This is a genomic window from Stenotrophomonas sp. YJH_SMC_48-3 (assembly GCF_059369375.1).
The window spans coordinates 621,626-635,912 of record NZ_JCAFSQ010000001.1 but is presented as its reverse complement, the minus strand read 5'-3'; the positions used below and the strand labels follow the sequence as shown (position 1 = coordinate 635,912).

Annotated in this window: 14 protein-coding genes; 10 read left to right on the top strand and 4 right to left on the bottom strand. The window is 66.3% G+C overall.

The genetic code is table 11. The features are described 5' to 3' along the window. Both AC5P65_RS02905 and AC5P65_RS02900 read left to right on the top strand, forming a co-directional pair. Positions 1 to 111, top strand: a 111-nt coding sequence (locus AC5P65_RS02905; RefSeq protein ID WP_288042072.1) for an IS3 family transposase, incomplete at its 5' end; no start/stop codon positions are given. 292 nt (positions 112 to 403) lie between these two features. Continuing rightward, positions 404 to 1,378 carry an MBL fold metallo-hydrolase gene (locus tag AC5P65_RS02900; protein ID WP_111098701.1) on the top strand — a complete coding sequence of 325 codons (975 nt, stop codon included), beginning with the start codon at positions 404 to 406 and terminating at the stop codon, positions 1,376 to 1,378. A gap of 98 nt (positions 1,379 to 1,476) precedes the next feature. Here AC5P65_RS02900 and yihA read toward each other — a convergent pair whose 3' ends face one another. Next, a complete protein-coding gene (yihA, locus tag AC5P65_RS02895; RefSeq protein ID WP_014038472.1) occupies positions 1,477 to 2,079 on the bottom strand; it encodes a ribosome biogenesis GTP-binding protein YihA/YsxC in 603 nt (200 codons plus the stop codon). A gap of 156 nt (positions 2,080 to 2,235) precedes the next feature. Here yihA and AC5P65_RS02890 point away from each other — a divergent pair, with 156 nt between their 5' ends. From AC5P65_RS02890 to AC5P65_RS02875, 4 genes are all read left to right on the top strand, one after another. After that, positions 2,236 to 3,036, top strand: coding sequence for a c-type cytochrome (locus AC5P65_RS02890; protein WP_019660638.1), 801 nt, complete (start codon positions 2,236 to 2,238; stop codon positions 3,034 to 3,036). 105 nt (positions 3,037 to 3,141) lie between these two features. Further along, positions 3,142 to 3,792 carry a thiol:disulfide interchange protein DsbA/DsbL gene (locus AC5P65_RS02885; protein ID WP_019660639.1) on the top strand — a complete coding sequence of 217 codons (651 nt, stop codon included), beginning with the start codon at positions 3,142 to 3,144 and terminating at the stop codon, positions 3,790 to 3,792. A 107-nt stretch (positions 3,793 to 3,899) separates the two neighbouring features. After that, positions 3,900 to 4,730: a thiol:disulfide interchange protein DsbA/DsbL gene (locus tag AC5P65_RS02880; RefSeq protein ID WP_111098700.1), complete on the top strand. Its 831-nt coding sequence runs from the start codon at positions 3,900 to 3,902 to the stop codon at positions 4,728 to 4,730. 53 nt (positions 4,731 to 4,783) lie between these two features. Further along, positions 4,784 to 5,521, top strand: coding sequence for an endonuclease/exonuclease/phosphatase family protein (locus AC5P65_RS02875; protein WP_021202520.1), 738 nt, complete (start codon positions 4,784 to 4,786; stop codon positions 5,519 to 5,521). A gap of 111 nt (positions 5,522 to 5,632) precedes the next feature. On the opposite strand, the gene AC5P65_RS02870 is transcribed toward AC5P65_RS02875, so the two are convergent. Further along, entirely contained in the window at positions 5,633 to 6,502 is an 870-nt protein-coding gene (locus AC5P65_RS02870) for an EamA family transporter (protein WP_111098699.1), read from the bottom strand. 72 nt (positions 6,503 to 6,574) lie between these two features. Here AC5P65_RS02870 and AC5P65_RS02865 point away from each other — a divergent pair, with 72 nt between their 5' ends. The 3 genes from AC5P65_RS02865 to fhuE all read left to right on the top strand — a co-directional run bounded on the left by AC5P65_RS02865 (position 6,575) and on the right by fhuE (position 10,036). Continuing rightward, positions 6,575 to 7,057, top strand: a complete 483-nt coding sequence (locus AC5P65_RS02865; protein WP_021204649.1) for an Lrp/AsnC family transcriptional regulator — start codon at positions 6,575 to 6,577, stop codon at positions 7,055 to 7,057. Positions 7,058 to 7,134: 77 nt separating this feature from the next. Next, entirely contained in the window at positions 7,135 to 7,686 is a 552-nt protein-coding gene (locus AC5P65_RS02860; protein WP_021204650.1) for a M23 family metallopeptidase, read from the top strand. 184 nt (positions 7,687 to 7,870) lie between these two features. Further along, the gene (gene fhuE, locus AC5P65_RS02855; protein WP_111098698.1) at positions 7,871 to 10,036 is read left to right on the top strand and encodes a ferric-rhodotorulic acid/ferric-coprogen receptor FhuE; all 2,166 of its coding nucleotides are present in this window, start codon (positions 7,871 to 7,873) and stop codon (positions 10,034 to 10,036) included. Positions 10,037 to 10,168: 132 nt separating this feature from the next. Here fhuE and AC5P65_RS02850 read toward each other — a convergent pair whose 3' ends face one another. Next, positions 10,169 to 12,979, bottom strand: coding sequence for a TonB-dependent receptor (locus AC5P65_RS02850; RefSeq protein ID WP_495215416.1), 2,811 nt, complete (start codon positions 12,977 to 12,979; stop codon positions 10,169 to 10,171). Positions 12,980 to 13,208: 229 nt separating this feature from the next. On the opposite strand from AC5P65_RS02850, the gene AC5P65_RS02845 reads away from it, so the two are divergent. After that, the gene (locus tag AC5P65_RS02845; RefSeq protein WP_146256810.1) at positions 13,209 to 13,733 is read left to right on the top strand and encodes a hypothetical protein; all 525 of its coding nucleotides are present in this window, start codon (positions 13,209 to 13,211) and stop codon (positions 13,731 to 13,733) included. 9 nt (positions 13,734 to 13,742) lie between these two features. Here the strand turns inward: AC5P65_RS02845 and AC5P65_RS02840 are convergent, their stop codons facing one another. Next, positions 13,743 to 14,150, bottom strand: coding sequence for an ExbD/TolR family protein (locus AC5P65_RS02840; protein ID WP_021204654.1), 408 nt, complete (start codon positions 14,148 to 14,150; stop codon positions 13,743 to 13,745). Between the last annotated feature and the right edge of the window lie 137 nt (positions 14,151 to 14,287).

Sequence of the window (14,287 nt, the reverse complement as noted above, 5' to 3'; positions counted from 1 at the left end):
CTGGTGGAATACATCCAGTACTACAACCAGGAGCGCATCAAATTGAAATTGAAGGGCCTGAGCCCGGTACAGTACCGGGAGCAGGCCCAACAGGCCCAATCGGCCGCCTGACCCCTGTCCAAGTCTCGGGGGTCACTTCAGGGATGGGTTTACGGCGTCTCCCGCAACCGGACCCACCCCGCCATCCCACGGATAGCCCGCTGTTGCTGTTGCTTCGGCTGTTGCTGTTGCTTCGGCTGTTGCTGTTGCTTCGGCTGTTGCCGTTGCCTCTGCGGGTGCAGGGCGCAGCCCTGCAGACAACACTCCTTCCCTGAGCATTCCACGTAGTGGTTTGAGCGCCGCGCACACGCCAGCCACGGCACGCTAGGCCAACGGAACCGCCCGTCATCCACCGAGACCCCTCATGACCCTGCGTCGCCTGCCACTGCACGCCACCCTGCTGCTGGCCCTGTCCTCGTTGCCACTGGCCGCCCTGGCCGAAGCCACCTCGCCCGCCCCCACCCTGCAGGTGCCCGGCGTCTACCACCAGCGCGTCGGTGCGCTGCAGGTCACCGCCCTGTTCGATGGCGTGGTCGCGCTGGGCCGGCAGGAAGTGGTGGACGTGCCGCCGACGCTGGTCAGCCGCCTGCTGGAAGGCCGCTACGTACCCGAAGACAAGAAAGGCCTGCAGACCGCGATCAACGCCTTCCTGGTGCGTCAGGGCAACCACCTGACTTTGGTCGACACCGGCACCGCGCAGTGCTTCGGCCCCGGCCTGGGCCAGGTGCTGGGCAATCTGCGCGCCTCCGGCGTGGATCCGGCCGAGGTGGATGAGGTGCTGCTGACCCACGCCCATCCGGACCACCTGTGCGGCGTACTCGACGCGCAGGGTACGCCGGCCTACCCCAATGCCACGGTGTGGCTGTCCAAGGCGGATGCCGATTACTGGCTCAACCCGGCCAGCGAGGCCACCGCGCCGAAGGGCGTGCGCTTCGCCTTCCCGCTGGCACGCAACGCGGTGGCGCCGTATCAGGCCAGCGGCCACCTGCGCACCTTCAGCCCCGGCGATGCCCTGCCCGGCGGCGCGGTGGCGATGGACACCCATGGCCACACCCCCGGCCATGTCTCCTACCGGTTCGACAGCCAGGGCCAGTCACTGCTGGTATGGGGCGATGTGCTGCACTTCCACGCGGTGCAGTTCGCGCATCCGGAAGCGGCATTTGAGGCCGATTCGGACCGCAAGGCGGCCACCGCCAGCCGTCGCAGTCTGCTGCAGCAGGCCACGGCCAATGGTTGGTGGGTGGCTGGTGCACATCTACCGTTCCCCGGCCTGGGCCATGTGCGCAGCGAAGGCCAGACCTACGCCTGGGTGCCGGCGGAGTATTCGCCGTTGAAATGACCCGTGTAGAGCCGAGCCCATGCTCGGCTACCGCGCTCAGCGTGCCGGGATTACACAGCCGAGCGTAGGCTCGGCTCTACAGGAAGGCAGGGGATGCCTTACTCCAGCCCCAGCCAGCCGCCGATCACGCCGCGGGCTTCGTCCACGCCGGTACGGTCTTCGCCGGAGAACACCTGCACGCTGACGCTGTCACCGTAAGCCGATTGCAGCTCCTTGCGCACCTTCTGCAGGGACTGCATCTGCTGGCTGCGGCTGAGCTTGTCGGCCTTGGTCAGCAACGCGTGCGCCGGCAGGCCACGCTGCACGGCATAGGACAGCATCTGCCGGTCGTAGTCCTTCAGGGGGTGGCGGATGTCCATCACCACCACCAGGCCCTTCAGGGCTTCGCGGGTGCGGAAATACCGGTCAATGAAGGCCTGCCAATGCGCCTGCAGGTCCAGCGGCACCTTGGCGTAGCCGTAACCGGGCAGGTCGACCAGATGCGCTTCCGGGGTGACCTGGAAGAACACCAGCTGCTGGGTGCGGCCGGGCGTCTTGGAGACGCGGGCCAGCGCGTTCTGGCGGGTCAGCGCGTTGAGCGCACTGGACTTGCCGGCGTTGGAGCGGCCGGCGAAGGCCACTTCGGCGCCTTCGTCAGGCGGCAGCTGCCGCACGTTGTGGGCCGAAAGGTGGTAACGGGCGCGTTCGATGAGCAATGACATGTGCCTAGGATCGCATGTTGCGGCGCCGCGCGCCCGTGCCGGCGGCCGCTGCGGCCATTTTGCTGCACTGCTGCGTTGACCGTGCGCGGAAACGGCGTTGATAATCCGGGCGATGCCGGCGGCCGCCGCCCGGCCCGGTCCATACGGAGCTTCAGCATGCGCCACGCTCGCGTTCTTGCCGTATCCGCCCTTGCCACTGCTGTAGTCGTTGCCGCTGCTGCGTTCGCGCAGACCACGTTGACCCCGCTGCCCGACAACGGGCCGATCAATACCGCCTCGCTGGAGGTGGATTTCAGCAAGACCCACTGGGGCGATGCCAAGGCCGGCCAGGCCAAGGCCTCGGCCTGCGCGGCCTGTCATGGCGTCGACGGCAATTCCACGGTGGAGATGTATCCGTCCATTGCCGGCCAGAGCGAACGCTACGTGGCCCAGCAGATGGCGCTGATCGCCAATGGCCAGCGCAGTTCCGGCGCAGCAGTGGCGATGGTGCCGTTCGTGCAGAACCTCACCCCGCAGGACATGCGTGATATCGGCGCCTACTTCGCCACGCAGAAAGCCAACGCCGGCATCGCCGATGACACGGCGGTCACCGAGGGCCCCTACAAGGGCATGAAGTTCTACGAGATCGGCCAGCAGCTGTACCGCGGCGGCGATGCCAAGCGCGGCCTGCCGGCCTGCATGGCCTGCCATGGCCCCAGCGGTGCCGGCAATCCCGGCCCGGCCTATCCGCATCTCGGTGGCCAGCACGCCAGCTATGTCGCGCGCCGCCTGCAGGAGTACCAGGCCGGCCAGACCAACGAGACCGACAAGGCACACTTCCAGATCATGGCCACGGTCGCGCAGAAGCTGAGCGAGCAGGAGGTGCAGGCGCTGTCGAGCTACCTGCAGGGCCTGCACAACAAGGCCGACGACGTGGCCGCTGCAGCCACGCCGACGCAACCGGCTGCCGCCCCCTGACCACCACTGGTCGGCCCGGGCCGCCACGTCGGCCCACGGCTGCGGTATGTTCCTTCACGCCGGCGGCTGCGCCGGCGTTGCTTTTTTCAACGGAGATGCGTGTCGATGAGGTTGATTTCCCGCCTGCTGTTGTCCGTGCTGGTACTGCTGCCGCTGGCAGCCTGCGCCGCCACCCCCGCCAATGCCCCGCTGGTCGAGGGCAAAGACTACGAGCGCATCGCGCAGCCGGGCCCGTTCCAGCCGTTGGCCGGCAAGATCGAGGTGGTCGAGGTCTTCGGCTACACCTGCCCGCATTGCGCCCACTTTGAACCGCAACTGGAAGCCTGGGCGGCCAAGCTGCCGGCCGACGTGCGCTTCACCCCGGTCCCGGCCGCCTTCGGTGGCGCCTGGGATGCATGGGCCCTGGCCTACTACGCCGCCGACGAAGTCGGCGTGGCCAAGCGCAGCCACGCGGCGGTCTTCAAGGCCCTGCACCAGGATGGCTCGCTGCCGATGCAGAACGTTTCGGCCGATGAGCTTGCCACCTTCTACAAGGCCTACGGGGTGACCCCGGACCGTTATCTGCAGGCCCTGCGCGGCGATGCCGTACAGAAGAAGGTCGATGCCGCCCGCGCGTTCGCCCAGCGCACCAGGATCCCGGGTACCCCGGCGCTGATCATCAATGGCCAGTATCTGGTGCGCGGCAACAGCTTCGACGACCAGCTGCGCATCGCCTCGGCCCTGATCGCCCAGGCCCGCGCCGCCCGCGGCCGCTGAACCAACACACACCATCGACACGGCGCTGTCGCCGCCGCATGTCATCATTTCCCCCTGGCTGGCGCCTGGCGCCGGCCCCCACCTTTCCAGATGCTGGAGACGTTTCCATGAAGATCCGTTACGCCCTCGCCCTCGCAGCGCTGCTGCCGATCCTGGCGGCCTGCAAGGCCGACGACGGCAGCACCAACACCACCGCGGCGCCGGCCGAACCGGCTGCAGCTCCGGCGGCCACCGAACCGGCCGCTCCGGCCGCGGGCCGCGAAGGCACCGCTCCGGCGGCCGCCGAAGGCGAAAAGGCCCCGGCCGAAGCCGCCCCCGCCGCGGCGCCGGCCCCGACCACCGCCGTGCTGACCGGCCCGGCCCCGGTGGAAGGCGCCGATTACCAGGTGATCCCGAACGGCCAGCCGTTCCAGCCGGCTGCCGGCAAGATCGAAGTGACCGAGATCTTCGGCTACGTCTGCCCGGCCTGCGCCGCATTCCAGCCGCTGGTCGGCCCGTGGAAGGCCGGCCTGCCCAGCGACGTGAACTTCGTCTACGTGCCGGCCATGTTCGGCGGCACCTGGGATGACTACGCCCGTGCCTTCTACGCCGCGCAGACCCTGGGCGTGCAGGAAAAGACCCACGAAGCGCTGTACGCCGCCATCCACTCGCAGAAGACCCTGAAGGGCGAGCGCGGCCGTGACTCGGTGGAAGACATCGCCAAGTTCTACGCCGCCTACGGCGTCGATCCGAAGCAGTTCGCCGCCACCATGGGCAGCTTCGCGGTGAATGCCAAGACCAACTCGGCCAAGCAGTTCGCCCAGCGCAGCCAGATCAGCGGCACCCCGTCGATCATCGTCAACGGCAAGTACCTGGTGAAGGGCAAGAGCTTCCCGGACATGCTGCGCATTGCCGACCACCTGATCGCCCGCGAACGCGGTGCGGCCCAGGCTCACTGATCCAAAGGACGTTGTTCCCGGCCGTGAATTCCCCCCGCACACGGACCCTGCGTTTGCTGACGGCCAACATCCAGGCCGGCTCAAGTACCCGCCGCTACAGCGACTATGTGACCCGCAGCTGGTCACATGCGCTGCCGGCGGGTCGCAAGCGCAGCAGCCTGGACGCGATCGCCACGCTGGCGCGCGACCATGACATCGTCGGCCTGCAGGAGGCCGACCCGGGCAGCCTGCGTTCGGGCTTCACCAACCAGACCCACTACCTGGCCCAACGCGCCGGCTTCAACTACTGGAGTCACCAGCCGAACCGGCGCATGGGCGGGGTCGCATCCAGCGCCAATGGCCTGCTGAGCAAGCTGGAACCGGTTGAAGTGCAGGATCACGCCCTGCCCGGCCGCATCGGCGGGCGCGGCGTGCTGCTGGCCAAGTTCGGCGACGGTACCGACGGCTTGGCGGTGGCGGTGGCGCATCTGTCATTGGGTGCGGGATCGCGGATGTCGCAGCTGGGCTTCATCGCCGAACTGCTGTCCGACCACCCCAACGCGGTGCTGATGGGCGACTTCAACTGCCTGGCAGAACGCCCGGAAATGCAGGTGCTGTACCAGAAGACCCGGCTGCAGCCGCCCGGCTGCATCGTGCCGACCTTCCCCAGCTGGCGCCCCGACCGCGCCATCGACCACATCCTGGTCAGCAGTGGCCTGCAGACTCGTACCGTGGAAGCCGTACCAGCCGCGTTCTCCGATCACCTCGCCCTGGCGATGCAGATCGACGTCCCGGCCGACGCCCTGCGCTGACTCGCCGTTACGGTAGGTGCGGACCGTTGGTCCGCACGCTCTGCGACGGGCGCCGCCCGGCGCCCCCTAAATCGGGGCATAAACGACTTAATCCCCTCCGTCCCCTTTTTTTCAGGCGGTGTCGGGTGCCTTCAACCGCCGCGCGGTCATCGTGCTGCCCACCGAGGCCAGCACCGTGCAACCGATCGCCAGCCACTGCAATCCATGCAGGTGCTCGTGCAGCAGCAGCATCGCCCACAGCGCGGCCACGGCCGGCTCCATGCTGATCAGGATGCCAAAGGTCTCCTTCGGCAGGCGCTTGAGCGCCATCATTTCCAGCGACATCGGGATCGCGCTGGACACCAGTGCCACCAGCAGGCCCGCCGCCAGGATCTTCGGGTCGAGCAGCGCGGCACCGGCATGCACCACGCCCACCGGTACCACCACCAGAGACGCCGCCAGCAGCCCCAGCGAGACCGAGTGCCCGGCATGCAGATGACCGGCACGCTTGCCGAACACGATGTACAGGCCCCAGCAGGCCGCAGCGCCCATCGCATACAGCACGCCAGCCGGATCCAGCGCCGGGCCACCGCCCAGCGGCAGCAGCAGCAACAAACCCACCACCGCGCAGCCCACCCAGACGAAGTCGATGGGGCGTCGTGATGACAGCATCGCCACCGTCAGCGGCCCGGTGAACTCGATGGCCACCGCGATGCCGAAGGGAATCGTGCGCAGCGCCATGTAGAACAGCAGGTTCATCAGGCCCAGGGTGAGCCCGTAGCGCAGGATGGTGATCGCATCCACGCGGCTGGTCTTCCAGCGCCATGGCCGCCAGAACATCAGCAGCAACAGTGCCGAGAAGCCCACACGCAGCGCGCTGGTGCCCTGGGCGCCGATCAGCGGGAACAGGTGTTTTGCGTAGGAGGTGCCGATGGCCAGCGAGGTGACCGAGCCGAGCACCGCCAGCGCCGGCAACATCGGCGCAAGTCGTGAGGTCTGCATGCGCAAAGTCTATTGCGCCAGCGCCGAGCACTTGGCTCAATTGACAGCCCGTTCGTGCAACTTCTGCTCGCCATGGCCACCGCCCCCGTGCTCGACAGCTTCGACCGCGCCATCCTCGACCTGCTGCAGCGGGACAACACCCTGCCGCAGCGCGAGATCGCCGAGACCGTGCACCTGTCCACCCCGGCCGTGCAACGCCGGATCAAACGCCTGCAGGACAGCGGTGTGATCTCGGCCAACGTGGCGGTAGTCGCCGCAGCCAAGGTCGGGCGACCGCTGACCATCATCGTCGAAGTGCGCGTGGTCAGCGAGCAGCGTGATCACGTGGCGCCGTTCAAGCGCCGCGTGCAGGACGACCCGGCGGTGCAGCAGTGCTACTCGATCACCGGCGACGGCGATTTCCTGCTGCTGGTGTCGGCCGCGTCGATGGAGGAGTACGAGGCGATCACCGAGCGGTTGTTCGGCGGCGATGACAACATCGAGCGCTTCCGCACCTCGGTAGCACTGGGAACGTTGAAGCGCAGTTTCAAAGTGCCGCTGGCCCCGGTTCTGTAGCGCTGAGCCATGCTCGACTGCGCTTTGACCGCAAAGTAACAGCCACCGAGCATGGCTCGGCGCTACAGTCGGAGACCATGAACACATCGCCCTCCCACGCCCACCGCCTGCGCCGCTGGTTGCTGCGCGGCCTGTGGCTGGCCATTGCCGTCGTTGCGATGATGGCGTTGTGGAACAGTCCCTGGGCCGCCGCACCGAAGATGCTGTGGACACTCGCGCGGATGCCGCCGGCCACGCAACTGCCGGTGCCAGTGGACGGCGTGCGGCCACGCCAGATCGCCAACACCTTCGGCGCACCACGTGGCCGTGACCGCTCCCACGCCGGCATCGACATCTTCGCCAAGCGCGGCACCGCGGTGCGCAGCGTCACTGCCGGCGTCATCGCGGACGTCAGCGAGCGCGGCCTCGGTGGCCGCCAGGTCTGGGTGATCGGGCCCGGGCGTGAACGTTACTACTACGCCCATCTGGACGACTGGGCCGAGGGCCTGGCGCGCGGCCAGGTGGTCCAGGCCGGCGACCTGCTCGGGCATGTAGGCGACAGCGGCAATGCCAAGGGCACGCCGCCCCACCTGCACTGGGGCATCTACGGCGCCGATGGCGCGCGCGATCCGCTGCCGCTGCTGCGCTGAACCCAATGCGCTGCGTCGCGGCCCGCGTGAGTGCCTACCTCGTTCATGATTTGTAAATAGGAATAGTTCGTATTACCATTTCTTGCGTTTCCGGTGGTGCCAGGACGGCCTGCCCGCCCGTTTCCCCCCGTAGCGCCTCGCCTTCTGGATGCCGGCCGAGCGCGCGTGCTCGTCCAGGACCCCCATGACCCGTTCCGCCTTCCGTATCCCGCAGCCGCAGCGGCTGTCCGTTGCCGTACTCGTTGCACTCTGCGCCCTGGCCCCGGCCCCGGCCGCCTTCGCCGACACCGCCGCCGACCCGACCACATTGGACAAGGTAGTGGTCAAGGGCGAACGCGCCGAAGGCTATTCGGTGCGCCGCACCTCGGCCGGTACCCGCTTCGACCTGGCACCGCGCGAGATCCCGCAGTCGCTCAGCATCATCAGCCACCAGCGCATCGAAGATCAGAACCTGGACGACATCATCGACGTGCTGGCCAACACCACCGGCGTGACCAGTACCCAGTCCGACAGCGAGCGCACCGAGTTCTACGCACGTGGGTTCTACATCGACGCCTACCAGTTCGATGGCCTGCCCACGCAGATGGTGCAGAACTGGAGCTACGGTGATTCCGGCCTGGACCTTGCGCTGTACGACCGCGTGGAAGTGGTGCGTGGCGCCACCGGCCTGCTCAGTGGTGCCGGCAATCCGTCCGCGTCGGTGAACCTGATCCGCAAGCATGCCGACAGTGCCGAGCTGGCCGGCAGCGTGTCGGTGAACGTCGGCAGCTGGGGCCGCACCCGCACCACCGTGGACGTAGGCAGCGCGCTCAACGCCAGTGGCACGGTGCGCGGCCGCGTAATCGGCAGCTACCTGGACACCGATGGCCAGATGGACCGCTACAACCAGCGCAAGACGCTGGGCTATGCCGTCATCGACGCCGACCTGACTCCGGACACCCAGTTGAGCGTGGGCTACGACTACCAGCAGAAGCGCGCCAACGGCGCGACCTGGGGCGGTTTCCCGATGCTGTACTCGGATGGCTCGCGCACCGGCTACGACGAATCGTTCAACGCCAGCCCGGACTGGACCTACTGGGACACCACCAGCAAGCGCGCCTTCGCCACCCTGCAGCACGCCTTCAGCAATGGCTGGAAGTTCAAGGTTGGCGCCACGCACGATGAGACCAAGGCCGACGACAAACTGTTCTACCCGGCCTACAACGACTGGACCACGGGCGAATCGAACTTCGACAGGACCACCGGCGCGGGCATCTCGCCATCCGCAGGCTTCTACAACACTGAGCGCAAGGTCACCGGCGTTGATGGCTACATTGACGGCCCGTTCCAGCTGTTCGGCCGCGAGCACCAGCTGATGGCCGGCCTCAGCTACAACAGGCGCGAGTACGCCAACTACGGCGACTACCAGGTCGGTGGCCCGGGCCAGACCTGGGATCCGTTCGCCAGCTATCTGAACTGGACGGGCAAGATCGGTGAGCCGAACTGGAACCCGCTGGCCCTGGCCAGCGAGGGCACCATCACGCAGAAGGCCGGTTACGCGGCCGCGCGCCTGTCGCTGGCCGATCCGCTGAAGCTGATCATTGGCGCACGCTACACTGACTGGAAGAGCGAGGGTGAAGGCGCCGACCGCGCGCACAAGGTGACCACGCCGTACGCTGGCCTGGTCTTCGACATCAACGGGACGTACTCGACCTACGCCAGCTACACCGAAATCTTCCAGCCGCAGACGCTGAAGGACCGCAACGGCAGCTACCTCGATCCGGTCGATGGCAAGAGCTACGAAGTGGGCGTCAAGGGGGCGTGGTTCGACAACCGCCTGAATGCCTCGCTGGCGGTGTTCCGCATCGAACAGGACAACGTCGGCCAGGCCACCGGTGAACCCGTGCAGGGCAGCCAGAACGAGTTCGCCTATCGCGCCGCACGCGGCACCGTCAGCCGCGGCTTCGAGTTCGAGGTGAACGGCGAACTCGCCCCGGGCTGGAATGCGACCTTCGGTGCGTCGCGCTACGTGGCCAAGGACATCAACGACGCCGACATCAACACCAACCTGCCGCAGACCGCACTGAAGCTGTTCACCAGCTACACCCCGCAGTCGCTGCAGGCACTGACCGTCGGTGGCGGTGCCAACTGGCAGAACCGCATCTACTACCCGGTGCCGGCCTACGGCCGCATCGAGCAGAGCGGCTACGCACTGGTCAGCGCCTTTGTGCGCTACCGCATCTCGTCGGAGTTCAGCGTGCAGGCCAACCTCAACAACCTGCTGGACAAGAAGTACCTGTCGCAGATCAACGGCTACGGTGCCTACGGCGATGGCCGCAACGGCTCGCTGACGTTCACCTGGGCGTTCTGATCAGACGCGGGGTACGACCGCGCCGCACCTGTAGAGCCGAGCCCATGCTCGGCTCAGAGAATCAGCCGAGCGCGGGCTCGGCGCTACATTCGCAAGGCAGCGCCGGAACTGACCGGCGCTGCCCCCCTCACATCAGAACCGCAGGTCCGCGCGCAGGTACCAGTAACGGCCACGCGGGATGTCGTAGGTCGAGGCGTCATACCCGTTCAACGAGCACGACAGGCAGATCGGCGGATCCTTGTCGAACACATTGTTCAGGCCCGCGGTCAGCTGCAGCCCCTTCATCCAGTCGATCTTGTAGCCCACCTGCATGTCGTGGAAGGTGGTGGCCGAGAGCGTGTTGGTGCCGTCGGCCTGGTTGCTGCACACCGGGAATGCCACGGCATCGCCGCAGTTCTCGGTCAGCTCGGAGATGTGCCGCACCGTCCAGTTCGCACTCCAGCGGTCCATTGTCCAGGCGATGCTGGCGTTGCTGGTCCACTCCGGAATGGAGCTGTCGGCCACTTCCACGCCCGGCTTCTGCGGCTGCTTCTGCCCGGCCGCGCCGGTGGCTTCGTAACGACCGACGAACGTGTTCTTCCAGGCCAGCTTGAACTGGCCGAAGGAGGTCTGCGGCAACGTCCAGAACAGGTCCACGTCCCAGCCGTCGGTCTTGATCGAGCCCAGATTGGTCAGGCGGTTGTTGAAGCTGCTGACCGCACCCGTGCTGGCGCGGGTGATGCCATCGCAGTACACCGGGTCGAGCGTGTCCACGCACAGGTCCAGCTGGGTCTGCGCGTTGATGGCCTGGATCGCACCATCGATGGCGTGGCGGTAGAAGGTCACCTCCACATCGAAGCGCTCCGACCACGACGCGTTGTTGCCGAACCACGGGCTCCACACGAAGCCAGTGCTGAAGCTGCGCGAACGCTCCGGTTCCAGATCACGATTGCCGCCGGTGGTCACCGAGATCTGCGAGTTGGCCTGCTGGAAGCCGGCCGGCACGCCCAGCGCAGCACAGTTGGCCGCGCTGCCACGCGGCGGCGTACCGCCCAGGCCCACAGAGCACGGATCGAACAGCTGCAGGTCGGCACGCGCGGCCGAGCCGTACAGCTCACCGATCGATGGTGCACGGAAGCCTTCGGCATAGGTCGTGCGCAGCACGAAGTCATCGGTCACCTGCCAGCGCAGGCCGTACTTGGGCGTGAATTCACCACCGAAGGTGGAGTAGTCCGAATAACGGCCGGCCAGGCTCAGGTCCAGCTTCTTGCCGAACGAGGAATCGGCGAAGATCGGCACGCTCAACTCCAGGTAAGCCTCGTTGACATCGTAGGAACCGGAGGTCGGCTGCGACGGCACGCCGTTGTAGTGACCAATCACCGTCAGCGGATCGGGCTGGTAGGAGCCCTTGTACTTGCGGTACTCGAAACCGGTGGCGAAGGACACCGGACCTGCCGGCAGCGAGAACAGCTCGCTGGACAGGTTGGCGGTGAACAGGCTCAGCTCGTTCTGGCTGCGGTCGCGCACCACCGGCTGGATCCACTTCAGCATGTCCGGGGTGATCGAACCGACGCCACCAAAGATGTTCAGCGGCACGCAGCCCGGCGTGGCCGCGCACACCGCCGGATCGCCCAGCGCCATGTTCACCTTGTAGATGTCATAGCTGCCGTAGTTGGTCTGTTCGGCCTTGTTCTTGCTGTACATGCCGTTGACGTCCCAGTACCAGCTGCGGTCGGCGGCATGGAAGTCACCGACCAGGCCGGCGGCGAAATACGTGGTGTCCACTTCCTGCTTGAACACGCGCGCGCCGCCTTCCACCGGGCGGCGGCCGATCAGGCTCAGGTTGTCACCCGAGACCAGGTCGAAGCCGAACGGGTTGTACGGATTGAGCGCGGACACGGTGATGTTGTCGGCCAGCGGATTGCCGGTGGCGCCATCTGGGCCGAAGAACAGCGGCTCCGGGCCGGCCTGGTTGGTCGACTCACGACGGTTGCCCAGTGCCTTGACATACCACTGCACGTTGTCGGTGATGTCGAAGCGGAACTGGCCGAACAGGCCTTTGCGCTCCGACGGTGTCAGCACCATGTTGTATTCGGCGAAGTTGAAGCGGTCGGCGGTAGCGAAGCAGTGGTAGTCATCCGTGCGGCTGCAGCCGGCACTGCCGTCGTAGCGCGGGTTGCTCACGCCGGTATTGGGCACGATGTTCTGCACCGCGCCGGTGTTCGGGTCGGTGAACATGAAACGACCCTGCGGAATGCCACCGCTGCCGAACGCCAGCCCGGTGCCGGGAATCGGGAAGCGCGACTGCTCGCGGTCCTTGGCAAACACCGGATCCTGCTTGGTCCAGCTGGCACCCAGGAACAGGCTGAAGCGGTCGCCGCTCTTGCCCCAGGCCAGGTCCACGCCCTTCTGCGTGCCATCGCCCTTGCTGTACTCGCCATAGTTCAGGGTCACCTGGCCGCCATCGAAGTCACGGCGGGTGATGATGTTGACCACGCCGGCAATGGCGTCGGAACCGTACAGCGACGACGCGCCATCTTCCAGCACTTCGATGCGCTCGACGATGGCCAGCGGAATGGTATTGAGATCGGTGGCCGAGCCGACGCCGGATGCGGATGACTCATTGACCCAGCGGATGCCATCGACCAGCACCAGCACGCGCTTGGCGCCCAGGTGGCGCAGGTCGACCTGCGCCGAACCGGCACCTACACCACTGCCATCGGGCGGGAAGCCGAAGTTGCCGGACGAGTTGAACTTGGCGTTGAGCGCCGAACCGGAACCGGTGAGCTGCTGCAGCACTTCGCCGATCGAGGTCAGGCCGGTGCGTTCGATATCGCCGCGCGTCAGCGTCTGGATCGGCACCTGGCCCTCCACCTCAGCGCGCTTGATGCGGGTACCGGTGACTTCCACCGCATCCAGGTTGGTGGTGGATTGTGCAGCGGCACCCAGCGGTGCCAGGGCCATCACGCACAGCGCGACGGCAACCGCCAACGGGCGGTGGTGCAGGTGATTCATTCGCTCTCTCTCCAAAGGAATGTCGGGACATGGACTGCCGCGCTCCCCCCTGCATGGCGGCAGCGTCTCCTTTGTAAACAAGTGGTAAAAGGCCCGGCGTGACGGTCGACACTCTTTCACGTGGAATTGACGCAATTACAGGCGCTTTGCGTCAAATAGCTGCAGTTATGACCTTGCGATGGTGTTCACGGCACGCGGCCTTGATGCCGGCCGCGACATCGCGCGCCGGGAGTTGCCGCATTTATCGAACAGGTCTTTGCCGAACCGTTTCAGAAGTAGTCTGAAATTGCTTGATTCAGAAGGCCCCGCTGATCCGTCCGGTGCAGACTCGAACCTCCAGCCAATCGCAGGAGGATCGATCATGAAACCAGCAAGTGGCGCGCCGGGCATTACGATGGTGATGACGCTGCTTCTTTTCCTGGCAGGCGAATCGAGAGCGGGCGGCGTAATCGAGTGCAACGACTGCCCCTCTCCCAGCAATGCGGCCTTGGCCTCGGGAGAGGGACTGACGGTTGTGGTGGATTTCGAGAGAGCCGAGTTGACTGCTTTCGACGTTGAACATGACCCTGAGAGCGGAAAGTGGCGAGCAAATCCGACCCCGGTTCCAGCGCAGATTGAAATGGCTTTTCTGCGGATCCTGGATGCGACGCTGTCAGCGGGGCAAGCGCCGCTCATGCAGCAATCCCCGCATGAGCGGCAGTGAGACAACGCTCTATCGCACGAAGGCAATCCGCTCCATACCGGTCGCCTCGGCCGCGGCCAGAATCCTCGCCATGCCTTCGTACTCGGCCGCCGGATCGGTGGCGATGCGCAGCTCCGGCAGGTTGCCGGCATGTTCGCCCACCTGTGCCTGCAGGCGCGCCTGAAGCTCGCTGATCGTCATGGGCTGGCCATTCCAGCTGAGCTGGTTGGCAGCATCCAGGCGCAGCTCGATCGGCGGCGGCGGTTCGGGGCGATCGATCGTGCGATCGGTGGCCTGTGGTAACTGCACGGCAATCGGCCGGGCCACGATTGGCGCGGTCACGATGAAGATAATCAACAGCACCAGCATCACATCCACCAGTGGCGTGACATTGATGTCCGCCAGCGGACCGCTTCTTCCTGCGCTACTGAACGCCATGTGCCGCTCCCTGCAGCCGGGCCGTTCGCCCAAGGCCGACCTTACGACGCCTCCCGTCCCCTGCGGCAGTGGCCTGCGCGGGGTCATTCAGCTGTCGTTGCCGACGCTCGGCGTGCACGCAATGCGAAACTGAATTC